The organism is Thermococcus aegaeus, from assembly GCF_055393685.1.
Genome location: NZ_AP042464.1, coordinates 260,575 through 283,382, shown reverse-complemented (window position 1 = coordinate 283,382; position 22,808 = coordinate 260,575). Strand labels below are relative to the sequence as shown.

Genomic DNA, 22,808 nt, shown 5'->3' with positions numbered 1-22,808 from the left:
GGCATTTTCTTGTCAATTTTCGTCGTTTACCTCATCCGAAACTGTTTTAAAGGTGTCATTCTCTTAACTATGGGTAAGGAGCCATGCCAAGCTACATTGTTGTTGGTGGTCAATGGGGAGATGAAGGGAAAGGGTCGATAATCGCTTATCTTGCGACGCATGACAAACCAGAGGTCATAGCAAGGGGCGGAGTAGGAACAAACGCAGGGCACAGCGTTTTTATAAACGGAAAGAAGTATGCGGTAAGACAGCTTCCCACGGGTTTTATGAACAAAGATGCAAGGCTTTTGGTTGGGGCTGGAGTTCTGGTTGATCCAGAGGTTTTCTTCCATGAACTTGAGCACCTGAAAGATTTCAATGTTAAAGATAGAGTGGGCATCGATTATCGCTGTACTGTAATAGAGCCAAAGCATAAGGAACTTGATAGAACAAACGGCTATCTCCATGGAAAGATAGGAACTACCGGCTCTGGCTGTGGTCCAGCGAATGCGGATAGGGCATTAAGGAAGGCTAGGCAGGTAAAGGACATTAAGGAACTTGAACCATACCTAACAGACGTTGCGGCTGAAGTTAACGATGCCCTCGATGATGGAAAGCTCGTTTTGGTGGAGGGAACGCAGGGGTTTGGCTTAAGCCTCTATTTCGGCACTTATCCCTACGTTACGTCAAAAGACACCTCCGCATCGGCTATAGCAAGCGACGTTGGAATAGGCCCAACAAGGGTTGATGATGTTATAGTGGTTTTCAAGAGCTTTCCAACGAGAGTTGGGGCAGGGCCGTTCCCAACGGAGATGAGTGAAGAAGAGGCTGATAGACTGGGATTAGTCGAGTACGGCACAGTTACCGGAAGGAGAAGAAGAGTAGGATGGTTTGACTTTGAATTCGCAAGGTACTCTGCAAGGATTAACGGTGCGACAATTTTGGCAGTGACTATGATAGACAAGTACGATAAGGAAGCCTTTGGAGTGACTGATTTTGACAAGCTTCCAAAGAGGGCAAAAGACTTCATTGCGGAAATAGAGGAAAAAGTTGGGGTGCCAGTGGGCCTTATAAAGACCGGGCCAGAGTTGGAGCACATCATTGACTTAAGGGAGAACATTTAGCGTAGAAACTCTAGGATTTTGCTTTTGATCTTTTCTTTTTCAAGCTTTGCAATTTCTTCAAGAGAATACTCCCTTTCAAGCCAGCGGATAAATTTATAACCCAGATAGTAGCCCAAGAACTGCTTTCCAAAGAGTACATACCATGAGCCGAAGAATGGATTTAGAGGCTCTTTCTCTTTAATTCTCCTTAGAAACTCCTGCTTGAGGAGAGCTTCGTTCTCTTCACACCATTCGAACCATCCCTCCTCCTCAAAGTGCCAAGGCCTTCCAATTATTAAATCCTCAACTCGCTGGGCGAACCCCTCTGTATAAAGCCAGAACATTTGCTCGTCTTCAAGTTTCTCTATATTCTCTCCCCTTAAAAGCCAGTGAACTAAGTGACCGAACTCGTGGGCGATTAATCCTTCAAGCTTATCATACCAATTAAGCTCGGCTATTGCTTCTAAACCGAAGAGAATTGAGGGCTTTCTCATAAATTCCGTTACCCAGCCGGCACCATTTTCAAGGCCGACGTAAATGACAATGTTGTAATCCTTGACCTCAAAGTATTCTCTAATCTTCCGTTCAACTTTGGGAAGGGCATTTAAGAGAGCTCTGTGAGCGAGTTTGAGCTCATCAACACTTCTTTTTGAAAGAACTCCTAAAAATTCCCGCCAGTCCATTTTGTATCTTTCATAGTCCCATCTAATCTTCTCAAAAAGCTCTGGATACTGTTTGATGTACTCTATCCAACTATCTATACTGCCGTCCCAATGTTTGAGGAAAGATGAAAATGTGTCGATTAGCATTACACTCCCCAGCCTTCTTCTCTAAGTTCGACTTTAAGTTTGTATGTGAGTAACTCTCTTGCTTTGGGTTTTGATAGTTTAAAGGTTAATAAAAACTCTCCATGTCCAAGGGCAATTCTTGATAGGTTTAGACATTTCAACAAATTGGCTATGCTCAGACTTTCATACGTGCTGAATATTACGATTCTTTCCTCTGGAAGCAGAGAGTACCTAAACTCTTGAACGGAGGAATCAGCTATTTTCACAGCAATTTCAGGGCTTTCAGGGGCACTTATAACAACATCTACTTTTCGTCTCCCGGTTGTGAGATTATAGAATCTTCCTGCTATCTCTTTTCCCCGTGCTTCTACCTCGACATTCAGAGTTTCTTCCAATATTTTGGGCGTGAGGATGCTTTTGCCAGCTATTACCCCTTTATTTGTCATAAAGAGAATTGCCGCTCTTTCATAGGGCTTTGTCAGTATTTTAATTGCTGGGAAACTTGCAAAGCCTCTGTCATAATCACCTACAAGTTTGAACTCCTCATCGGGAAATTCAAATACTGAGGATTTTCTCTTTTCTAGAACCTTAAATCTTTTTCTTGGGTGCTCTCTATTGAGATACGTGGAAAACTCAATTCTCCCGTACTCGAACTCAAGCTCGTGGGGAAAGACTATGCGATTTTTCTTGAACATAGTATTCGCTGCCAGTAAACTAGCTTTTTTAGCTTCCTCTTTCAGTTTCTTTAAAGAGAAAACCAGCAAGCTGATCAAGATGAGGGCAAATAGCAGATATGCTATCATTCCAAAGAAGCTCTTCTTTAAGGTCCCACCTCTTATGAGTGAGAAAAGCACTGAGGCTATAATGAGTATAAAAAGCGTTAGGAACCCCAGAAATACTCTTACGAAAATTTTTGTTTCGTAGCTCTCTAAGACAAGTTTTTTCATTTACATCATCTTTTAACTTTTCATTGGCCACTCTCTACGGCCAAAGCAGAGTCTACCTCGTTTTTAAGCCCGATTTTTTCTTTAGTGGAAGAATGAGCAATAAGCCACTTCACTATTGTCCTGTGGAATTCCTCGCTCCATTCGGGGTCTTCAAAAATCTCGTGGTAAGCTCCTTTGAATTCTTTCAGTGTTTTGTCCTCCACTTTAAGCTCCGCGAAGAGCTTTCTTGCTCCATCTGGAGGGGTTATTACATCCCCCGTGCCAACAAGCAAAAGTACAGGCACCATTATTTTGTGGGCCTCTTTGTGTGCACGCTCCATGTTGTCAAAGATACTCATACCAAGCTTTGCCGAAATCCTGTCGTGGACTAGGGGATCTTCGACATAGCGTTTAACTGCTTCGGGATTCCTTGAGAGGAGCTTTGGGTCAAGACCATTGGAAAGCGTCAGACCAGGGGTTATTTTTCCGAGAACTTTGGCGAGGGCAACCATAAAGCTTGGTGTTTTGGGGCTTTTGGCAAGGGCTGGAGAAGAAGATATGACGCCCCTTATCTTATCTGGCCTTGTTTCCGCATATCGTATCACTGTTAATCCGCCAAGGCTGTGACCGAAGAGGAAGGGCTTTTCGCCTAGTTCTTCAATTATGGAATCAATTATCTCCATTGCTTCCTCTATGCTTGCATGACCCTTCTTTCCCCCACTTTTTCCATGTCCTGGCCAGTCGAAGGTATAAACAGCAAAGCCTTCTTGAGTTAACATTTTTATTAGCTTGCTATATCTTCCACTGTGCTCCCCAAGGCCATGAACTAGAATTACCCACCCTTTTTCGGGGGTTCCGAACTTTGCCTTGTATATCAAACCCAACACCCAAAAAGAGAGATAACAAAAGAAACTTAAATCCCTTTCGGACAGTCAAGCTCTTTCACGAGGGGCTTTATATCCACTATAGGAGTACCATCAAAGGCGTCTATCTCAGTGATAAAGATTCTCGTCCCCTGTATCTTAACAATCTTCACGGTGTAAATGGCAACGGGATTTGGTCTAACCGGCGAACGTGTGGCAAAGACTCCCCTTAGAGGATTCCTTGGATCTCCTCGCGGGTGAACTTTTAGGGTTCTTCTTTTTTCGGGTGTGTCACTCTCGTGGAACCAGAGGATAAGCTTTATCCAATCGCCCTCTTTCAGCCCCTCAATAGCTTCAGCAAACTCTGAGTAGATTTCGAGGAAAGTCTCGCTGTCTTTATGAACTTGGCCAATTGGGACTAGTTTGAATTTTTCCATTTTAAGTACCCATCTTTTGTTTCTGATGGTTATATAAAAAATTTCTTTTTTACTTTGTTTTATTGTTTGTTGTTTTTACTTTATCTTTTCGTTTTTTCCAATGGTAAATTTTATATGTTTTGAGTGCTTATTATTTGTGAAAATGTCCTCATGCTTGGGGGGGAGGGAGTGAAGAAAATCTTATCACTTTTTTTAATTTTAGGGGTCTTGATAGTTCTGGTCTATTTGGTCACTGTGGAGAAAGAAACTGGAGAAGAGTATTACAATCCGGTGGTTGTTAATACATCTTTCTCAGTAAGCGATGTTAGGAAAGTGCTCTCTATTCCAGGGGTACTAACATCTTATGAAAATTCCTCGAGGAACTTGATAGAGTTCATAATAGATGACACGATAGTAATTAATCATGGTTCAAAAACCTCACGCATTAGGGTTGATGATCTCATTGCAGGGGCACAAATGGCCGGTTACAAGGACATGCTCATACTATTCTTAAACGGTACTTTTGAAGTTTATAATTTAACAAGTTTGCAGAGGATATACTTGATTCCAGATGTGGAAAAGGCATATCTATCTAATTTGGAAGCGTACCTTAAGGTAAATGGGACATCTTATAATTTTTACTATGAAACCCTGCATCTGGAAAAGCTACGTTCTCCTTCGATCATGTTCAAAACATCTCGCGATGTTATTGAGATCAAAGAAGATACAATCTTAGTAAATGGAAAAGAGATTCTGAAGTTTAACGGAACATTCTTGAAATTTTTGGAACTCCCAAACAGGGTTTACGCTGTGTTCTTAAAGGATGAAAGGGCAAAATATGTAGTGATCTTCAATTCAAAAAGGCATAGCATTTTTAGATTTTATGGTCGGATATGGGATTACAAAGTTCATAAGGGGATGTTCTTTATCTCAACGGCCAATTTGGGAAAAACAAGTTTGTCTTACCCTGACTTTTCAGGGGGCAGTATGAATGTTGAGAGGCTGTATTCTTCAGATATTCTGGTAATAAATTTAACCACCCTTGACTTGGTTAAAAAGCTTGAGGTTGCGGGTTCTGGAATTGCAGTTTATAAAGGAATACCTTACACATTGTGTGTTTCTTCTGAAAGATCGATCTCTATTTCTCCTATAAATTCAAGTAAGTGTGATGGAGTTCCAGAATTTTTAAATTCAAGAGAAGTTTTGAGTATTTTAGGAGCTGGTGGGAACGGGTTTTTGCTCTATGAGACTAGGTACACAAGATTCAGCGATGGATCAATAGCCTTTCGGCTTGTTTTTTACAGATTTGAAGGGGGACTTCATAAGGTTCTTGAGCCTACTCCTAAAGGAGTATGGATCGTCCCGTACGACACTGTGGTAGCTGGCATGTACTCGTGGGATAGATTCGTTGCCCTGTTGTATAAGGACGGAAGGATGGACGTTTACCAAATTACAGGGGAGTAGCCTCAATGAGTAGCTCGTTGTTTGTATTTTTGCTTCTCCTGCTACCCTTCTTTGCAGGAAGTTCAATTGCATCCTGTTAGATAGCTGATTACGGAGAACACTTTGAAGATGTGCTCACAACCTCTGTTTCTTTTTTGAGCATCAACTTCTATGGGGAAAATAAAAACCAGAAGCAACAAAATAGTGCCTTAAGTCCCGTGCTCCCAGCTTTCCAAGTATCTCCTCTGCTCCTCAGTTAGCTCTTCAATCTCAATTCCCATGGCCTTGAGCTTAATCCTCGCGACCATTTCGTCGATCTCTCTTGGAAGGACATAGACCTTGGGTTCAAGCTTTCCGCGGTTGTCCTTGATGTACTCTGCTGCTTTTGCCTGCAAAGCGAAGCTCATGTCCATAATCTCTGCTGGATGTCCATCAGCGGCAGCTAGATTTACGAGTCTTCCCTCTGCGAGGAGATACAGTCTTCTACCATCTTTCATCTTGTATTCTGTTATGTTGGGTCTTGGGTTGTTAATCTCAACCGCCAAGCTCTCCAAATCGGGCTTTGAAATCTCCACGTCAAAGTGACCGGCGTTTGCCATTATTGCTCCGTCCTTCATTACCTCGAAGTGCTCTCTCCTAATGCAGTTTATGTTTCCGGTTGAAGTTACAAAGATATCACCAACTTTAGCCGCTTCTCTCATTGGCATAACTAAAAACCCGTCCATTCTTGCCTCTAATGCCCTGATTGGGTCTACTTCGACCACTATGACCGTAGCTCCCAGTCCCCTTGCACGCATGGCAATTCCTCTTCCACACCAGCCATAACCAACCACAACAACATTTTTACCTGCAACAAGGAGGTTTGTGCTCCTTATTATCCCGTCCCACGTTGATTGGCCCGTTCCATAGCGGTTGTCGAAGAGATATTTGGTGTATGAGTCATTAACTGCTATAATTGGGAACTTGAGAACTCCGTCTTTTTCCATTGCCCTCAGCCTTATCACACCAGTGGTTGTTTCCTCACTTGCACCCCATATTTCCGGTATTAGCTCCTGTCTCTCCTTTAAGACCGTTGAAACCATATCCGCTCCATCATCTATAATAATGTTTGGTTTTATATCGAGGGCTTTGTGCATGAACTCGTAGTACTCTTCTCTGCTTTCTCCCCTTATGGCATATACTTTCACTCCATTCTTGGCTAAAGCTGCAACAACGTCATCCTGAGTGCTCAGGGGATTGCTTGCGGTTGCTGATACCTCGGCTCCGGCGGCTTTTAATGTTAGGAGCAAGAAGGCTGTTTTCATCTCGAGGTGGAGGGTTGCGGCAATTCTAACTCCTTTGAAAGGCTTTTCCTTCTCAAATTCCTGCCTTATGTGCTGGAGAACGGGCATAAACCTCGAAACCCAGTCGATCTTTTTCTCTCCTTCCGGTGCGAGGGAAATGTCCTTTACGCAGTAATCTTTTGTGCAGTCCATAACATCACCTTTTGAGGATAAGGTTAAAGAGTTAAAAAGGTGATTATTAAAGCTGAGTTGCTGCTGAGCTGGAGTGAAAAGCTCATACTTAAAGGTTGCCATTTACAAAGCCTGCATATTGGGGTGGTTGGATGATAATTGATTTAACCCTTGAACTCAGCGAAGAGACTCCTGTATACCCGGGCGACCCAAGGGTTGAGGTGAAAAGATGGGCTACTATCGAGAAGGACGGCTATTATATGAACGCCCTCTTTCTTGGGGAGCACAGCGGGACGCACGTTGACGCTCCGGCGCATTTCATTACCCATGGAGCGACAATAGATCAAGTGCCGCTGGAAAAGTTCATTGGGAGAGGAGTAGTTATTGACGTTTCTTACCTACAGGGAAACATAGAGCCCGGAGACATAAAAATGGTAGAAGAGATGGTCTTCTTCTACACTGGAGGAAAAGACATTTACCTCAGTGAAGAGGGAGCAAGATATCTGGTGGAGAAGGGCATTAAGGCCGTAGGAATTGACAATCCAACCATAGGGGGCTTTGAAGTGCATAAAATTTTGCTCTCCAATGAAATTCTTATTTTCGAGAATTTGGCTAACCTCGAAAAACTCATTGGAAAAGAGTTTACTTTCTTTGGAGTTCCCTTAAAAATCAAAAATGGTTCAGGAAGTCCCGTTAGAGCTTTTGCACTCCTTTAGAAAAATTTTTATTCCTCTTTCCACATTGATAGTGAGGATTATGAGTCAAAAATATGCAATAGCATCGGTGTTGCTGTGGTCAACGGTTGCGAGTGCATTTAAGCTTTCCCTGGCTTATTTTACTCCATTGCAATTGCTTTTTTACGCTTCTCTCACTTCACTTATCCTCTTTGCGTTTATATATGGCAAGAGGTTCTCGCTTCGAAATGCGGCCCCTTCTGTATACCTGGGGGCAGTAAATCCCTTCTTCTATTATATGGTTCTCTTCGCTGCATATTCTCGACTTCCCGCTCAGGAGGCGCAGGCGTTGAATTACACCTGGCCCCTCATGCTTGTGATTTTTTCTGTGTTATTCTTAAAGGAGAAAATTTCGCTGAGAACTTTTCTCGGCTTGGTACTGGGCTTTATTGGGGCTTTGGTAGTCGCAACAAGGGGTAACCTCCTCAGCCTGAAATTTTCAGACCCTCTTGGAGTTTTTCTCGGCCTGGGAAGTGCGTTTATATGGGCATTGTACTGGACGTTGAACCTTAAAGACAAGCGACCTCTGGTTGAGAAGATGTTTTGGAACTTCTTCTTTGGATTTATCTACATCTCGGCAATGGTTATAGCCACTAAGAGCTTCGTTATTCCTTCCCCCATGCCTCTCTTGGGTGCCGTTTATGTAGGGCTCTTTGAGATGGGGGTGACGTTCCTATTATGGTATAAAGCAATTGAAAGTGATGTCTCCTTTGCGTCAAACTTAGCCTATCTTGTCCCCTTTTTGTCCCTCGTGTTTATTCATTTCCTGGTGGGAGAAGAAATAGCACCATCAACTATAGCTGGCTTAATCCTCATAGTTGGGGGAATAATAATAGGAAAGAAATAGGAGATCACTCCTCCCTAAATGCTCCGTACTTCTTGGGGTCGTAGAATGGAGGAGCGACAGTTACTGCCTTCTTTTTGTCCCCTCTTATGTCGATTTCTATCTCCACTCCGGGCTTTGCGTATTCTGGCTTAACGAACGCTATACCTATGCCTATTCCAAGGAGCGGAGAAAGCGTTCCGCTTGTAACTTCTCCAATTTCTTTGCCCTCTGCATATACCTTGTAGCCCGCTCTTGGTATTCCCTTATCAACCATCTTGAAGTGCACCATCTTGCTTGGGAGTCCCCTCTCCTTCTGCTTGAGCAGTGCTTCTTTTCCTATAAACTCCTTATCCCAGAAGATTGCAAATTCAAGGTTTGCTTGTAGCGGTGTAACCTCGTCGATGTCAGTGCTCAAGAGCTGGAGCTCTTTCGTTTCGTTGCCGTAGAGGGTGTACCCTGCCTCAAGCCTTAGGGTATCCCTAGCGCCAAGTCCAGCGGGCTTTATGCCGTACTTTTGCCCGGCCTCGAGAATCTTCTCCCATACGTATAGGGCTTTCTCTGGCTTTCCTCTCTTCTCCGGGTTTGGATGGTATGGGTTTGCGTCCTCAAAATAAACCTCAAAACCGTTCTCTCCAGTGTAACCGCTTCTTGAGAGGAGCATCTTGATTCCATCAAGCTCGACTTCCTTGGCCTGGAACCACCAGAGCTGGTTTATATCTATTCCAAAGAGATCCATAGCGAGATCCCTTGCTTTTGGTCCCTGAATCGAGAACATTGCCATATCATAGGTCTTGTTCTCTATCTCAAGGTCAAGCTTTGTGTACTGCTCAATTGCCCCTTTAATTGATGTGAACCATGCGTAGAGCTTTTCAAAGGCATCGCTGTCGCAGACCATCATATAAGTGTCATTTCCCATGTTGAAGACAAGGGTCTCATCTTTCACCGCTCCCCTTTCGTTGAGGACTAAGCTATAGGTTCCGCTTATTGCAGGGGGCCTGGAGATGTCGTTTGTAGTCACGTATTGAAGGAATTTGAGCGCGTCCTTTCCTCTGAAGAATATTTCTCCCATGTGAGAGACATCAAAAATTCCAACTCCATTCCTAACGGCAAGGTGTTCCTCTTTTATGCTTGAGTACCAGATGGGCATTTCCCAGCCTGCGAACTCTTCAACTTTCTTTGCATGTTCTTTGTGCCAGTCGAAAATGTGTACCCTCTTCATAGTATCACCGCCATAAAGTAAAGCTTATCTCAAATATAATGTTTTCCTTCTTCTTAAAGGCTTAAATACCTCCATGACAATATATATTTAGGTGGTATCATGTTTGAAAAAATACTCTTTCCAACGGACTTTTCCGAAGTTTCTATACATGGCCTCAGAGAATGCATTCCCCAGCTTTTTGAACTCGGAGCCAAGAAGCTGTACCTGGTTCACGTAGTCGATATAACAGCCACGGATATAGAGGCAGTAGAACTCATGAGAATAGACGAAGAGGAGCTAAATAAGCTTGCCGAAGAAATGAGAAAAAAGGGAATTGATGTTGAGCCCATTGTAAAAATTGGGATACCCTCGCTTGAAATAGCTGAAATAGCCCAAGAAAAGAATGTTGATTTAATTGTTGTCCCATCTAAAGGTGAAAATATCCTAAGGCAAATGCTTCTCGGCAGTACCGCCTCAAACCTCGTTAGGGCAACTAAAAAACCGGTCTTAGTTGTAAAATACGAATGGGATGAGGAAGAAGAGAAAATTAAATGCCTCTCCAATTGTACGGAGATATTCAGGAGACCCCTAGTTGCACTGGACTTCTCTGGGTGCTCTGAAAAGGTTGTAAACGCTGTAAAGAAATTTGAAGAGCTCATTGAGGAGGTAACCCTTATCCATGTCGTGGACTACGGAAAGCCAGAGGAGCTCGAGAAGAACATTGAGAACGCAAAGACAAAGCTTGAGGAATTCGCGAAGGTGTTTGAAGTCCCTGTAAAGACGGAGGTGCTTACAGGAATAGCTTCCCACTCCATACTGGGCACTGCTATAGCTAAAAACTGTTCGCTCATAGTCGTGGGTAAAAAGGGTAGGAGCGTTCTAAAAGACCTCCTGCTCGGAAGCACGGCAGAAAGGGTTGTTAGGGACTCAAAGCTCCCTGTCCTTTTAGTGCCGTGTGAATAACCTCAGACTGGAACGGCTTCCACATCAAATTCGGTAGCTACCCTGTTGCCATCATCGGTTATTCTTTCTTTTTCCCTTGAGTTTAAAAACCTTTCATTGCCTGCTCGAGTCCTCAAGCAGTTTTGAAAGCAGTAGCTTTAAGGGTTTGTTTTTTACAAGTGCCACGGCCTCTTGGATTTCTTCAGGACTTACGGTATCCCTGGCAAGGTAAATGTAGAGGGCATATGCCATGGCCTTTGGATTGCCCTCATTGAGTTCTTCCGCAGCTCTTGCAAGCTCCCCCACGCTTATATATTCTGCCAGCTCTTTTAACTTGGCTTTGTCGTCTTTTTCGAGGGCCTCTTTCAGAGGTTTGTAAAAGCGATTTATGAGCAGACGTGCCATCCTTTCTCTTTTATTGAGGTAGTCCATCGGGGTTTCTTCTTCGGGTTTTCTGGAGGGGATTGCATAGTACACAGCGGGTAAGAGGATTAAAATAACCATCAAAAGAATATAGGGGGTTAGCGAGAACGGCAGCACCTCTGCATACTTATATTTGAGGTATAAGAGGAGCACCAGCCCTATAAAGCCCCAGAGCATGAAGAACAGTATATATATTTCGCCAGCGCTCTGCTGTCTTTCCAGGAGTTTATACTTGGAACTAGCCCCGATTTTGTCCAAAAACTCCAGCCTGCTTTCTATTAGCTCTATCTCAGCCTCAAGTCTTTTTATCCTTGTATCGATCTCTCTTAGGACTTCTTTCATAGCACTCCTTCCAGGATTTCTGATATTTTATCACTAACTACTTCCAAAATCTTTTCTCCCCTTTCTCTTGTTGCTCCTTGGGGATTATCATTGACTCCGTCCGGGAAAAGCTCAAACCCTATGTCTCTCCTTATTACTCTAACTGGAGAAATCTTCTTTTCTCCCTTTGCTTTCTCCATTTTGACGAGTTCTGGGGCTATTGCAAGCATTACTGAGGTCTCATCTTCTCCTGCGTGTCCTTGGGAAGAACATATTTCAAGTATTTCTTTTCTGAAGTCCATCCACCAGTTTATGAGGACAATCTCGACATCATAACTCTCTGCAACGTCTTCACTTGCCTCTACAAGTGGATAGACGTTTCCACCATGCCCATTTAATAGGATTATCTTTTTAAAGCCCTCCTCTGCGAATTCACTCAGCACATCCCTAACGTATCTCCTCAAGCTGTCTGCTTTCACGTTTATGGTTCCCGGATAAACGTTCAGCACAAAGCTGTGCCCATACCAGATTGGAGGCGCTACTAGAATCTCCATTCCTTTATCCTTCAGCTTTTTTTCAACTCTCCTTGCAATTTCAAGGGGGGCAAAGACATCAGTGCCTAAAGGTAAGTGCTTTCCATGAGCTTCGACACTGCCCACGGGGAGAAGAATAGCGGATGCTTTGGCTTTTGCCATTTCAAATTCTTCCCATGTCAGCCTCTCCATTCTCATGAATTTCCCCTCTGGATATTTGAGAGAATTTCCTCATAAATCTTTTCTATTTCCACAACGACCTTATCCCAGGAATACTTTTCCTCAACGGCCTTTCTTCCCTTGCTTCCATACTGCTTTCTTAGCTCTTCATCGTTCAAAAGCTTCTGGATTGCCTCTCTCAGCTCAAGTTCATTTCCTGGAGGTACAAGAAGGCCGGCTTCATTTTCTTTAACTACTTCGGGTATCCCACCGACGTCTGTAGCTACAACTGGTACTCCAGAAGCCATGGCTTCAAGGACAACTATGCCAAATGCTTCCGAAGATACTGATGGTAGTACAAATACATCTGCCATTCTAAAAACCTCTGGAAGGACGTCATCCGGCACATATCCCATAAATACAACCCTGTCTTCTATCCCCAAGAACTTGGCTTGGGCTTTTAGGAAGGGGAGCATTTCTCCACTCCCGGCCATTACAAGGGTGGCATCTTCTATTTTGGAAAAGGCGTTCAAAAGCACGTGGGGCCCCTTGCGGTAGCTCATTCTGCTCACATAGAGCACTATATTGCCCTCAAGTCCGAACTTGGCTTTTATCTCTTCCCTATTCTTCGCAGGGAAGAAACGTTTATCATCAACCCCATTGGGCACTATTGAGATTGGAACTGAAGTAAAATGCTCTATAAAAGCCTTTGCAGCCTTGCTCACCGCTATTATTCGGTGGGGATACTTTAGATAGCTTGTGAAAAGAGGAATTGTGAATCCTAAGGCCTCCCAGAGCTTCGATTCATGGGCAAAAGAGATGCTGTGTGTTGTGAGCAGAGTGGCTTTTCCCATTGCCCTTCCGGCCTTAACTGCTTTTAAAGCGAGGGGGGTAAATGCGTGGTGAGAGTGAATTACATCAAAGTCCTTTAGAAATTCGTTGAGCTCTTCTGAGGACTTTAGCCCATATGTTAAGTTTACATCCAAAATAGGGCTCACAATCCCGGGAATTTTTATAAGTTCTATTCCATATCTCTCAAGATCCTCTTCTTTTCCGGTGGTTCTGTTGTTTGTAACTATCGCTACTTCATGCCCTCTTTTTCTGAGCTTTATGGCCAAATTGTGCATATGGGCCGCTACTCCCCCAATTTTGGGATAATACCAGTCACTGACCAATGCTACCTTCATGTTCACCACCTAGGAGTCTGTAAAACACAAATGCGCCGATTATTGAATATTCATATTGAAAAAGGAATTTATAAAGGAATGCCGTCAAAGCCCCTTTTGTTGATGGGCCGATTCCTACAAGGATGCCAAACTCATTGGCTCCAATTCCGGAAGGTATCCCACTGAGGGAAGCGAAGATAACGCTCATAAGGAACGCATAAAACGCCTCCTTGACTGAGATTTCCAGTGAAAAGGCTTTTCCTACAAGGATTAATCCAAAAACCTGGAGAGCTATTATGGCGAATGAAATCAAAAATGCGGTGGCAAAGCTGACCTTGCTTTCTTTTGCCTTTGTCCAGCCTGAGTAGCCCCGGTGCCACCATCCTTTGAGTGTCTTTGAGATTCTCTTGGCACCCAAATTTTCCCAGAGCTTGAAAAAGGTGAGCGCGACTTTGTGGAATGCTTTATCGTAAATAAAAGCGATTAGTATTATTGCTATTCCTAGGAGACCCAGCTTTGTGAAGCCAAGGAATATCAAACCGAAGGAAAGGAGAACAATTAGTTCAGTGGCCATTCCAAAGGCAAGAGAAGAAAGGGCCGCAAAGTAATCTCCTCCAACAAGCTTCACCTTTGCCATATGTCCTAACGTTGGGGGGAGGATCGCCATAAAGTAGTACCCGCTTACAAAGGCCTGAAGGGTTTTTCTGAAACTTGCTTTTTGAACTTTTCTTAGGATTAGGTACCACCTCAGTGCGCCAAGCAAAACGGTAAAAATTGACAAAAGAAGGGATAGGAGAAGATATTCATAGTTTGCTTCACTTATTGCGAGGATAAGCTCTTTGAAATCAACGCTCCTGTAGAGGTAAGCTAAAGAAATTAAAAAAGCCACAAGACTAAAAGTCCTTCTTAAAGCCTTCTTTTTCATTTCTAAACACCTGATATGGCCTTTACGGCGTAGATAGCGAGGATTAATACTATGGCACTATCCCAGATTCTGTAGTTTATCTTTCTATTTAACACTATGGCCCCTGCAATTCCAACCATTCCGGCGGGGTAGTACAGGGAATTCAGCAGGATAACCAATGCTGCCGCTGAAAAGATGTTAACTAACCTCTCTGAGGTGCTCTTTCCCAGCAATATAGGTGTTGTTTTCAGGTTGGCCTTCTGGTCGCTCTCGTAGTCCTCCAAATGGTTTCTAAGTTCCATTGCTAGGGAATATATAAAGAGAGATACTGCAACGAGCATTTCGGCTTTGTTTAGTGCTCCATCAAAATATGCCCCATAGATAAACGGTAGTGCCCCAAAAAAGAGGCCATGGGAGATAATATCCGCTATGGGGATACTTTTAAGCCTTGGTGGGGCTGAGTAAAGGGTAGCTAAAACGGCCATTGTGGCATAAATAATAAAAGCGGGGCGCGACACAAAGTATGCAAGCATGCCTCCCAAAAGTATCATAGCCAAGGAAGTAATGAAGCCAGCTTCAAAACTTAATTCCCCGCTTGCAATAGGGTTTTTATGCTTTTTCTGAGGATTTAGTGAATCGGTGTCAACATCAAAACAGTTGTTTATAGCAAATGCATAAGCTACATACAACACTATCGAAACCACAAACAGGAGAGCATCAACGACATCGGGATTGTTTTTGAAGCTTACAAGCATACCCAAAAGACCCATGCCAATGAATGATCTCCCATCCATTATTCGCGTATTCTTGACTATCGCCTGAATCATTGCAATCCCTCCACTAAAAGTTCTTAGGATTCTGCTTAAGGCCTCTTCACAAAAGTGAGCGATACTCCTTGCGAAAGAGCCCTTTATTCACAGAGTAAATTAAAAAATGAAAATTCAAGCCTTTTCCAGGAGTTCTCTAACGTACTTCGGCATCTGGAACAGAGTTTCGTGCCTTTCTGGATCATAGTACTGCAAGTTGAGGTCCTTAGCTCTATCTAAATCAATTTTTGTGAAATCTACGTCGCCCTTAACCCCAACTAGGAAGCTCCAGGGGGAGGCATAGCCTATCACGGGGAAGCTGAAGTAGTAAACCCTGTCAAAGACCTTCTTCATGTTTTTGTAGGCATCAAGCAGCTCGTCTGTGAAGAGGTAAACGCTTCCAGCTTGTGTAATATACAAACCTTTTTCTCCCAGAGCTTCGTACGCATTTCTATAGAACTCTTCACTGAACAGCAACTTTGCAGGGCCAACGGGGTCCGTTGAGTCCACGATTATGACGTCAAAGTGATCTTTGTGGCTCTTCATGTATTCGACGCCGTCTCCTATTATGAGCTCCGCTCTCGGCTCTTCTCCTTTGAGAGCTCTCTCTAGAAGCCCTCCATCAATTTTCAAATATTTCATTGAAATCTCAACGACTTTCTCGTCAATTTCCACCATAATTGCCTTTTCAACGGTCTTGTGCTCAAGCACTTCTCTTAAAGTTCCCCCGTCTCCTCCTCCTATGACAAGAACTTTTTTTGGATTTGGATGAGCGAGCATAACGGGGTGAACTAGTGGCTCGTGATAGCTTCTCTCGCCATGCTCAACGAGCTGAACAGTACCATCGATTACAAGGAGTTTTCCAAAACCCTCAGTCTCATAAAGCTCTATCTTTTGATATTCGCTCTCCGCTTCCGTTATTTTTGAAACAACTTTAAATCCCACACCATATCCTCTTGGATACCACTCAATGAATTCCATTATGCTCACCTCGGTTGAAAGCTTATTGGATGTCTTTTAAACTTTTTGCCTTTATGTTGCTGAATATTTGACAAAAAATTGGATTTAAGGGAGGTAATAAAAGAAAGGAGGTCACTCCTTAAAGAGAAGCCCTCTATCGAGCTTTACAACGGTTGGCCTCTTACATTTTAATTCTTTGATAATATACTCACTCGCTTTAAGGGGCATTGTGTGATCCCCACATGTGTAAACATCAACGGCAGCATAGCCATGCTCAGGCCATGTGTGAATTGCGATATGGCTCTCAGAAACGACAACCACACCAGAAACGCCCTGAGGAGAGAACTTGTGGAAGCGTTTATCAATAATAGTCGCATTCGCTACTTCAGCAGCCTTGGTAAGTATTTCTTCTATCTTCTCTATGTCGTCCAGTATTTGAGGATCGCATTCGTAGAGATCCAAAACAACGTGCATTCCTATTGGGGTTTCGACTACTTGAGCCATCGCCTTCACCTCCCTCCATCAACAACACCTCCCTTAACTTTCTCACTAAAGACAGTAGGATAAATTGAAAGGGTCAATAGGGCAGCATAACAACGGCTGCAACGGCAGCAACGGGCTTGTCCTTAACAGTTACCTCAGCAACGGCGGCTTTGAATTCCTTAAGCTTCCAGCCTCTGACCCTAAAGCCTTCTTCAACCATTTTCTTTACCATTTTCTCGGCTTCTTCCTTGGTGCAGTAGCCGCTGTATTCATAAATAAGCCCACCACTGTTGTCCTCGCTGATTCCCACGCCAAGGGCAGCGCTGATTGTCGCTCCCGGTTCGTCGCTCTCTATGTGAGCGTAAACTGTTGGGAGAAGCATTCCTATTGGGATGTTCTTGGGAAGTTCGTCGATCCACTCGATGTGGGCGGGAATGACACTGCTGAGCTTCACTAAGTTAACGTTTCCGATCCCCATTTTGAGCAAGGCGTTGTCAAATGCGTTTAATTTTGTTCCTCCCTCAGCGCTTGCAGCGAGCAAAATGGCTTTTTTTGGAGTTGTCCAGCTCATATCTGTTTACCTCCCCTTTTTTCGTATATTTCAAGGTTAATCACGATTTTGAGCTTATTTAACCAGTAATTTTATTATCAATTGGGTTTTACATTTAGGTTTGCTTATAAACCTTTCGTCTTTGCTTAGAATAATAGCAAAAAGGAATAAACATCCCTGTGTCCCTGCAGAACCCCTTAAACGGGCCCAAAATTAAAAATGAAGTGGAAAAGCTAGGAATTTTTAGCCGATAGAATTCTTCCAATTGTGACGGAAACAAACATTCCTAAGATGCTGGTCAAAGATGCAAGTGCATAGAGGTGCTGACTCAGTACTCCATACTCATATCCCAGCTCACCTACGAGCAGTCCAAGGACTCCGAAGCTAGCTACCCCGCTGGCCCTTATTATTGTTGTTCTGATATCCTTGTTCCAAGTGAACCCCATTGTCAGGAGGATTCTGAGGACATAGACCAAGACAAAGAGATACACCACTTCCACTGAGAATTCAGTTTCAAAGTTTATTCCTCTCCATGCAAAGAAAATTGGGGCGAAAATACCGTAGGTTACTCCAGATATTATTGTGTGGACTCTCTTATACTGCTTGGTTCCTATTAGGTCACTGTGAAGCAAAAGTCCAACGACGAAAGCACCGATACTAAAGTGAAGCCCAATCATTTCGCTGATAAGTGCTATTGAGGTTGCGAGAATCATTACCAGCCCAAAAACTGCCTCATCACTTTTTAAATTCCTGAGTGCCCGGATAATCAGTACTTTATGCTTAACGTTTAGGAAATAGTTTATTCCAAAGAGGGCTCCTAAGAATACGCCGTCTTTCAGCAGCTCAACAAGCAAGCCCAAATACGTTAAGGGGTAAACTTCAAAGTTAATCAGAAGGTATAAACTGAGAAGGGCCCCAATTTCGCTTATCACGGCATATGAGAGGGCTACATGCAGGAAATCGCCTCCAAAAAATCTGGACAATCTAAGAACTATGGGGGCTGAGGCTACAGATAGTATTGAGCCGACTATAAGGTTCTCGTGAGAGAGCGTATAGTTTGTGAAAGGAAGAGTTACAAAAGTCATTAAGGCGTAGGTTAAGATGTACAGGGGAAGGCTCTTTTTACCGCCTAGGTGGACCTCTTCTGGAGTAACCTCCAACCCAGCATACATCATCAGGAAGAATACACCAAGTTCCGCAAGAAGGTTCAACTCCTCCCTGGGCATTGAAACGAGAAAGCTTCCCAGTAATAGGCCCGCTGAGATCTCTCCAAGGAATCCGGGATAGCCTATGCGCTCAAATATCTCGGCAAGAACCCTTGCAACTGCAATTATGATGAACACATAGCCAATTACACCAATTTCCACTGACATCCCCATCTTTTTGGCGTCGCCTTATATTAAAAAGGTTTTCTAAAAAGGCAAATCATATTAGCCAGATGTCCAATATCTATTTTTTCTTGCCACATAATTTTCGGAATATTCATAATCCGTTGAAGGCAAATGTTAAGGCAGTTAAAGAATGAGTAAGATTACAGAAAAGTTTTTACTCTGTAAAGCGCTATTTGTGTTTATGAGGCACTACGAGATTTTGAAAATTAAAGAGAACGGAAAGGTAGAGATACCTCTGGAATGGGCATATGAAGTCGGGCTTGTTAAAGATGCCTACTTTCTGGTGGAGATTGATACTAATCTCCATGAAATCCACCTCGAAAGGATAGCCCTTCCCGGAAAAGAACTTGTAGAGATTGAACTCGTTGTTAAGGACAAACCCGGAGTTCTGGCTAAAATTACCGGCACTCTTGGGAAGCATAGGGTTAACATCTTATTCAGCGAAGCTGAGGAAATGGAGCAGATTGGCCTTGGAGCAATAGTTGCGGTTGTTGATGTAAGTCAGATGGATATAAGCAAAGAAGAGCTTATCGCAGAACTGCAAAATATCGAAGAGGTTATGGAAGTTTCGCTAAAGGAAATTGAATAAAAATAATAGCAATACAGCAGTGAAGAGGAGCATATAGGCGTTTATTTCTTTGCCCAGAGTTTTGAATTGCTCCGGCGTAAAAGCCTTAAAGGATACCTCAAAGACTCCCAGCTTCCTGAGCAGGTAGAATATAAAGATGGCAATGACAAGGCTGATGGAGTCCTTGAAGACACTGAGATGCGGATAGAGGTAGATACCTCCGAGAAGTGTTAGAATTCCAAGAGACAATGAAATCGCTTCTTTTCTCCTGGGGATTTCGATTTTTTCTCCTCTTTTCGAAAGATAATAGTTGAGCTTTGTAAACGACACCAGCGTACCGATTCCGCCTGCATAAAACGCGTATTTCAGAAATCCTTTAAGGTTCTCAATTAGCATAGCCTTCCCAAATGCTCCGATAAATGGGCTGACACCTCCGATAGCGAGGCTTAGCAAGACGATTGCAAGCATTAAACTCTTGTTGTTTCTATACGATAGTTTTTCCAAGTCCCGAGTCCCATAATGCTCCGCTAAGCTTCCTACACTTAAGAAAAGTCCTCCTTTAAATAGAGAATGGGCTAGGGCGTAGTAGGCGGCAGCCAAAGGATTTAAGAGGGCTATTCCGAGAAGCACGTAGCCCATCTGGGAGACTGTATGATACGCTAGAAGCCTTTCGGAGTTTTTTTGTAGAATCGCCATTGCTATGCCGAAGAACATGGAGAGGAACGCCAGAGTGAGCAATGGTTTTTGCATGGAAGTATTGATTGGGAACGTCAATGTGAGAAGAATCATTCCATAGGTTGGGGCTTTAACAACCAAGCCGGAAAGCAGAGCACTTACTGGAGCATCTGCCTTGGAGTGGGCATCTGGAAGCCAGAAGTACAGAGGGAAGATTCCGCTCTTCAAGAGCAGAGATGTAAAAGATAGGGCTAAAGCCACGTTAATCTCCCTCGACATTTCCAGATTTTCTTTTATAAGGGCTAGGTTCAGGTAGCCTGTTTTCAGGTAGATAATCCCTATCCCCAAGATGAAAATGTAAGATGCTAAGAGGGAAAAAACTGCGTATTTAAAAGCTGCTCTTCTTGCTCCTTTCTCCTTTGAAATCCCCACAAGGGCAAAGCTCGCCACAGATGCTATCTCCATGTAGATGTAATAATTGAAGAGATCCCTGCTTATAAAAGCTCCCAGGAGTCCCGAATGAAGAAGGAGGATAAGGACATAGGCTTTGTTTTCAATTTTTCTTGGGTAATAGCTCCACACATAGAGGGCAACAAAAGCCGAGAGAATAAGCTCTGCCACTATAAAGGGGACGTTATAAGTATCTACGGCAACTTCAATGCCAGAGATTCTGCTCCAGTTTCCGACAACTTCATTGGAGGGGATGTTATTGATTATTTGGGGTAGACTGAGCCACGGAGACAGCATGCCTATCAGGAACAAATACTTGGAGAACTTTTCCCTTCTTAAAGCTGGAAGGATGGAGGTTAAAAATGCCGCAGCAAGCGGAAATGCAACGATAAGAGGAATCATTCTTCTTCCCTCCTCATTTTTAGGATTAATGCCAACGCAAGAGATGTTATAGCGACATCAACAACGAGAGTGGTAAGCATAAGGGTAGCGGGTAAAGGATCGACAACTTTTTCTCTGGGCATTATTGGAACGTCCCCCCCTTCTATGTATCCAGTGCCGATGAAGAAGAGGACGAGCCCTATGGACACTACGTTTATGGACAGGACTATCTTGATCAGGTTTTCCTTTGTCATGAGGCCATAAAGTCCTATGAGGATTATTATAATTCCAGCAAGTTCGGGGTTAATCACGTTCCACCCACCTCAGCAGAATGTAAAACATGAACGTAAATGCCGCTCCAACCTTCAATGCAACGCCTATGTTGAAGAGAGGTATTGTCCCTCCGCTTATGAGAGAGCCAATCTCTCCTCCTCGCAGAAAGTTGTAGAAAAATCCACCAAACACTACTCCAGCTGTTGCCAAGAGGACCAAAAATCCTCCTGAAATCCCCTCGATGAGCTGAACCTCCCAGAATTTGAAAGTCTTTCTAACCCTCCTATAGCCGTGAGAGGTTATCAAGAGGATAACACTAACAGCTAAAATGACTCCCGCCTGAAACCCTCCTCCCGGGCTTAGGTGGCCGTAGACCATTAAATATGCGGAATAAACCACCAGAAATGGACTTATGAGCTTCGTTGTTGTTCGCACTATCAAGCTCATCTTCATTTTTTCTTCCCTCCCAGAAGAAGGTAAAAGCCCGCAATTGCTGTAAAAAGGAGAGTTGCTTCTCCTAAACTATCGTATGCCCTCCAATCCGCCAAGATTGCCGTTACTAAATTGGGAATTCCAACTTCTTTCCAGTTAGTGATATAGTACTCGTAACTTCCCCCTTCACTTTTGGAGTAATCCAAGCCAGTGAAAACATAAGCAAGAGCTAGGAGTAAAAGAATGGCAGCTAATCGCTTCACTTTTCCACCTCCCGAATCGTAAAGAGAAACACGCCTATGACAACCGCTCCTACAACAATGGCAGAAAGGGCAACGTCAGGAGCCTTTAAAAGGGTCAACACAAGAACAAAGGCTAGGCTGAGAAAGGCGTATTTAACAACTGCGCTAACCAGGTTCTTTTCTTCTATCACGGCGATGGATAGGAGGATCATGGTCAAGAGAAGCACATCAAGGATTATCCCAGCCATACATATCCACCACTACTTTTGGCTTTATTCCGTATTTATAAGCCCCCCTGGCTATTGCATGGGAGACCATGGGGTTTATCAGGGCTATTAAAAATGCCAGCACGAGAAATTTCAGTTTAATCAGCAGAGGAGCCTGTGAAGCAATTGCCAAAGCTATGAGAATGCTCATAGCCCCACCAGTATCGCACTTTGTTGCCGCATGAAGACGAGTATACACATCGGGAAAGCGGAGTATCCCGAGAGTTCCGAATATCATTATGGACTCTCCAAGGAGAAGAAGGAGGTATTCTATCACTTTGCTCCCTCCATGTACTTTGCTAATATCAGCCCTCCCACAGCGTTAACCATGAGAAGAACAACTGCAAGATCTAAGAAAAAGTACTCTTTTGCTATGAAAGCAAATATTGCCAATATAACTACGGTTTTTGTTGTTACGGTGTTGATGCCGACTATTCTGTCAGCTAAGGTTGGTCCAAACAGTACGCGATACGATAAAACCAGAGAAGTAATCACTAGCACTACTGCGCCCCATCCAAAAGGGCTTACCAGAAGATTTTCTTCAACCATGACTCAATATCCCCCTTGATTTTCTCGCCTGCAATCTCTCTATTGAGCGTTTCAACATCTATCCAATGCACGTAAAGATAAGTTTCCCCGAGTTTTTTGTCGACGTCAAGGGTTAAAGTCCCGGGGGTGAGGGTTATAGAGTTTGCTAAAATCGTTATTCCAGTATCTGAATGCAGGTCGGTCTTGATCTTTATTATCCCCGGATTTATGTCCATTAATATGGCATGTTTTGCTACTTTGAAGTTGCTCTCTATTAACCGGAATGCCATGATAAAAAGGTACTGAGGAATGACAAAGAGACTTATGTAAAGAATCTTCTCCACAATATGGCCCGTCTGCCTTATATCTTCGGTGAGCATTTCATACATGAAAAGAGAAATTACCAGAGTTGCTATTCCCCCAATGAATAAATTCTCACTCTGTGTATTCCCACTTATCACTATCCAGAAGGAGAAGAGTGCGATCCACGTAAGGACTACCTGTTCCCATTTTGGGAGTTTTTGGGCTTCATAGGTTTCAAACAATATCCTCTGCCTTATCTCATCAAGTCTTTCCCTAAGATAAAAAGGGATTCTGCTCATGTTTTTTACTAGACTTTCATTGA

29 protein-coding genes are annotated in these 22,808 nt (G+C 43.4%); 6 read left to right on the top strand and 23 right to left on the bottom strand.

Annotated elements, in window-relative coordinates; all coding sequences use genetic code 11:
- Window positions 1-83 precede the first annotated feature (83 nt).
- Complete coding sequence (locus tag ACZ5NL_RS01550; RefSeq protein WP_464842586.1) at window positions 84-1,103, top strand: adenylosuccinate synthetase; 1,020 nt, start codon at window positions 84-86, stop codon at window positions 1,101-1,103.
- Here the strand turns inward: ACZ5NL_RS01550 and ACZ5NL_RS01545 are convergent.
- From ACZ5NL_RS01545 to tsaA, 4 genes are read right to left on the bottom strand one after another with little or no spacing between them, the layout of a single operon-like run.
- On the bottom strand, window positions 1,100-1,891 hold the full coding sequence (locus ACZ5NL_RS01545; RefSeq protein WP_464842584.1) for a DUF2268 domain-containing putative Zn-dependent protease: 792 nt from the start codon (window positions 1,889-1,891) through the stop codon (window positions 1,100-1,102). The genes ACZ5NL_RS01550 and ACZ5NL_RS01545 overlap by 4 nt on opposite strands.
- On the bottom strand, window positions 1,891-2,817 hold the full coding sequence (locus ACZ5NL_RS01540) for a hypothetical protein (RefSeq protein WP_464842583.1): 927 nt from the start codon (window positions 2,815-2,817) through the stop codon (window positions 1,891-1,893). Before ACZ5NL_RS01540 ends, ACZ5NL_RS01545 begins: the two co-directional genes overlap by 1 nt.
- A 20-nt stretch (window positions 2,818-2,837) precedes the next feature.
- Window positions 2,838-3,674 carry an alpha/beta hydrolase gene (locus ACZ5NL_RS01535; protein WP_464843517.1) on the bottom strand — a complete coding sequence of 279 codons (837 nt, stop codon included), beginning with the start codon at window positions 3,672-3,674 and terminating at the stop codon, window positions 2,838-2,840.
- Between the two features lie 35 nt (window positions 3,675-3,709).
- The gene (gene tsaA / locus ACZ5NL_RS01530; protein ID WP_464842582.1) at window positions 3,710-4,096 is read right to left on the bottom strand and encodes a tRNA (N6-threonylcarbamoyladenosine(37)-N6)-methyltransferase TrmO; all 387 of its coding nucleotides are present in this window, start codon (window positions 4,094-4,096) and stop codon (window positions 3,710-3,712) included.
- A 168-nt stretch (window positions 4,097-4,264) separates the two neighbouring features.
- Between tsaA and ACZ5NL_RS01525 the strand changes: the two genes are divergently transcribed.
- On the top strand, window positions 4,265-5,539 hold the full coding sequence (locus ACZ5NL_RS01525) for a hypothetical protein (RefSeq protein WP_464842581.1): 1,275 nt from the start codon (window positions 4,265-4,267) through the stop codon (window positions 5,537-5,539).
- Between the two features lie 188 nt (window positions 5,540-5,727).
- On the opposite strand, the gene ACZ5NL_RS01520 is transcribed toward ACZ5NL_RS01525, so the two are convergent.
- Window positions 5,728-6,993 (bottom strand): adenosylhomocysteinase, encoded by a 1,266-nt coding sequence (locus tag ACZ5NL_RS01520; protein ID WP_464842580.1) that lies wholly within the window; start codon window positions 6,991-6,993, stop codon window positions 5,728-5,730.
- Between the two features lie 131 nt (window positions 6,994-7,124).
- Between ACZ5NL_RS01520 and ACZ5NL_RS01515 the strand changes: the two genes are divergently transcribed.
- Together ACZ5NL_RS01515 and ACZ5NL_RS01510 are read left to right on the top strand one after the other, a co-directional pair.
- Window positions 7,125-7,688: a cyclase family protein gene (locus tag ACZ5NL_RS01515; RefSeq protein ID WP_464842579.1), complete on the top strand. Its 564-nt coding sequence runs from the start codon at window positions 7,125-7,127 to the stop codon at window positions 7,686-7,688.
- 40 nt (window positions 7,689-7,728) lie between these two features.
- Window positions 7,729-8,553: a DMT family transporter gene (locus tag ACZ5NL_RS01510; protein WP_464843516.1), complete on the top strand. Its 825-nt coding sequence runs from the start codon at window positions 7,729-7,731 to the stop codon at window positions 8,551-8,553.
- A gap of 4 nt (window positions 8,554-8,557) precedes the next feature.
- Here the strand turns inward: ACZ5NL_RS01510 and gcvT are convergent, their stop codons facing one another.
- Window positions 8,558-9,751: a glycine cleavage system aminomethyltransferase GcvT gene (gene gcvT / locus ACZ5NL_RS01505; protein ID WP_464842578.1), complete on the bottom strand. Its 1,194-nt coding sequence runs from the start codon at window positions 9,749-9,751 to the stop codon at window positions 8,558-8,560.
- 99 nt (window positions 9,752-9,850) lie between these two features.
- Between gcvT and ACZ5NL_RS01500 the strand changes: the two genes are divergently transcribed.
- Entirely contained in the window at window positions 9,851-10,693 is an 843-nt protein-coding gene (locus tag ACZ5NL_RS01500) for a universal stress protein (protein ID WP_464842576.1), read from the top strand.
- 93 nt (window positions 10,694-10,786) lie between these two features.
- Here ACZ5NL_RS01500 and ACZ5NL_RS01495 read toward each other — a convergent pair whose 3' ends face one another.
- From ACZ5NL_RS01495 to ACZ5NL_RS01455, 9 genes are all read right to left on the bottom strand, one after another.
- Window positions 10,787-11,437 (bottom strand): hypothetical protein, encoded by a 651-nt coding sequence (locus ACZ5NL_RS01495; RefSeq protein WP_225806871.1) that lies wholly within the window; start codon window positions 11,435-11,437, stop codon window positions 10,787-10,789.
- Window positions 11,434-12,147, bottom strand: coding sequence for a creatininase family protein (locus tag ACZ5NL_RS01490; protein ID WP_042699402.1), 714 nt, complete (start codon window positions 12,145-12,147; stop codon window positions 11,434-11,436). The genes ACZ5NL_RS01495 and ACZ5NL_RS01490 overlap by 4 nt, the downstream gene beginning before the upstream one ends.
- Window positions 12,144-13,295 (bottom strand): glycosyltransferase family 4 protein, encoded by a 1,152-nt coding sequence (locus ACZ5NL_RS01485; protein ID WP_004066193.1) that lies wholly within the window; start codon window positions 13,293-13,295, stop codon window positions 12,144-12,146. The genes ACZ5NL_RS01490 and ACZ5NL_RS01485 overlap by 4 nt, the downstream gene beginning before the upstream one ends.
- Entirely contained in the window at window positions 13,273-14,199 is a 927-nt protein-coding gene (locus ACZ5NL_RS01480; RefSeq protein WP_464842575.1) for a lysylphosphatidylglycerol synthase transmembrane domain-containing protein, read from the bottom strand. Before ACZ5NL_RS01480 ends, ACZ5NL_RS01485 begins: the two co-directional genes overlap by 23 nt.
- A gap of 2 nt (window positions 14,200-14,201) precedes the next feature.
- The gene (locus tag ACZ5NL_RS01475) at window positions 14,202-15,005 is read right to left on the bottom strand and encodes a UbiA prenyltransferase family protein (RefSeq protein WP_464842574.1); all 804 of its coding nucleotides are present in this window, start codon (window positions 15,003-15,005) and stop codon (window positions 14,202-14,204) included.
- Window positions 15,006-15,119: 114 nt separating this feature from the next.
- Window positions 15,120-15,965, bottom strand: a complete 846-nt coding sequence (gene speE, locus ACZ5NL_RS01470) for a polyamine aminopropyltransferase (protein WP_464842573.1) — start codon at window positions 15,963-15,965, stop codon at window positions 15,120-15,122.
- 111 nt (window positions 15,966-16,076) lie between these two features.
- The gene (gene speD, locus ACZ5NL_RS01465) at window positions 16,077-16,448 is read right to left on the bottom strand and encodes an adenosylmethionine decarboxylase (RefSeq protein ID WP_042699395.1); all 372 of its coding nucleotides are present in this window, start codon (window positions 16,446-16,448) and stop codon (window positions 16,077-16,079) included.
- A gap of 73 nt (window positions 16,449-16,521) precedes the next feature.
- A complete protein-coding gene (locus ACZ5NL_RS01460) occupies window positions 16,522-16,998 on the bottom strand; it encodes a pyruvoyl-dependent arginine decarboxylase (RefSeq protein ID WP_464842572.1) in 477 nt (158 codons plus the stop codon).
- Window positions 16,999-17,210: 212 nt separating this feature from the next.
- Window positions 17,211-18,356 (bottom strand): cation:proton antiporter, encoded by a 1,146-nt coding sequence (locus ACZ5NL_RS01455; protein WP_464842571.1) that lies wholly within the window; start codon window positions 18,354-18,356, stop codon window positions 17,211-17,213.
- Between the two features lie 193 nt (window positions 18,357-18,549).
- On the opposite strand from ACZ5NL_RS01455, the gene ACZ5NL_RS01450 reads away from it, so the two are divergent.
- Window positions 18,550-18,957 carry an ACT domain-containing protein gene (locus tag ACZ5NL_RS01450; protein WP_464842569.1) on the top strand — a complete coding sequence of 136 codons (408 nt, stop codon included), beginning with the start codon at window positions 18,550-18,552 and terminating at the stop codon, window positions 18,955-18,957.
- On the opposite strand, the gene ACZ5NL_RS01445 is transcribed toward ACZ5NL_RS01450, so the two are convergent.
- Genes ACZ5NL_RS01445 through ACZ5NL_RS01410 form a run of 8 tightly spaced genes read right to left on the bottom strand, consistent with a single transcriptional unit; the run spans window position 18,940 to window position 22,785 of the window.
- Entirely contained in the window at window positions 18,940-20,463 is a 1,524-nt protein-coding gene (locus ACZ5NL_RS01445) for a proton-conducting transporter transmembrane domain-containing protein (RefSeq protein WP_464842568.1), read from the bottom strand. The two genes, ACZ5NL_RS01450 and ACZ5NL_RS01445, sit on opposite strands and share 18 nt — an antisense overlap.
- Entirely contained in the window at window positions 20,460-20,753 is a 294-nt protein-coding gene (locus ACZ5NL_RS01440) for a cation:proton antiporter subunit C (RefSeq protein WP_042699383.1), read from the bottom strand. The genes ACZ5NL_RS01445 and ACZ5NL_RS01440 overlap by 4 nt, the downstream gene beginning before the upstream one ends.
- Entirely contained in the window at window positions 20,746-21,168 is a 423-nt protein-coding gene (locus tag ACZ5NL_RS01435; protein ID WP_042699381.1) for a Na(+)/H(+) antiporter subunit B, read from the bottom strand. Before ACZ5NL_RS01435 ends, ACZ5NL_RS01440 begins: the two co-directional genes overlap by 8 nt.
- On the bottom strand, window positions 21,165-21,410 hold the full coding sequence (locus ACZ5NL_RS01430; protein WP_252743349.1) for a hypothetical protein: 246 nt from the start codon (window positions 21,408-21,410) through the stop codon (window positions 21,165-21,167). Before ACZ5NL_RS01430 ends, ACZ5NL_RS01435 begins: the two co-directional genes overlap by 4 nt.
- On the bottom strand, window positions 21,407-21,637 hold the full coding sequence (locus tag ACZ5NL_RS01425; RefSeq protein WP_464842567.1) for a hydrogenase subunit MbhD domain-containing protein: 231 nt from the start codon (window positions 21,635-21,637) through the stop codon (window positions 21,407-21,409). The genes ACZ5NL_RS01430 and ACZ5NL_RS01425 overlap by 4 nt, the downstream gene beginning before the upstream one ends.
- Window positions 21,618-21,932 carry a monovalent cation/H(+) antiporter subunit G gene (mnhG, locus tag ACZ5NL_RS01420; protein WP_464842566.1) on the bottom strand — a complete coding sequence of 105 codons (315 nt, stop codon included), beginning with the start codon at window positions 21,930-21,932 and terminating at the stop codon, window positions 21,618-21,620. Before mnhG ends, ACZ5NL_RS01425 begins: the two co-directional genes overlap by 20 nt.
- Window positions 21,929-22,204, bottom strand: coding sequence for a monovalent cation/H+ antiporter complex subunit F (locus ACZ5NL_RS01415; protein WP_252743346.1), 276 nt, complete (start codon window positions 22,202-22,204; stop codon window positions 21,929-21,931). The genes mnhG and ACZ5NL_RS01415 overlap by 4 nt, the downstream gene beginning before the upstream one ends.
- Window positions 22,180-22,785: a Na+/H+ antiporter subunit E gene (locus tag ACZ5NL_RS01410; protein ID WP_464842564.1), complete on the bottom strand. Its 606-nt coding sequence runs from the start codon at window positions 22,783-22,785 to the stop codon at window positions 22,180-22,182. Before ACZ5NL_RS01410 ends, ACZ5NL_RS01415 begins: the two co-directional genes overlap by 25 nt.
- Window positions 22,786-22,808 lie beyond the last annotated feature (23 nt).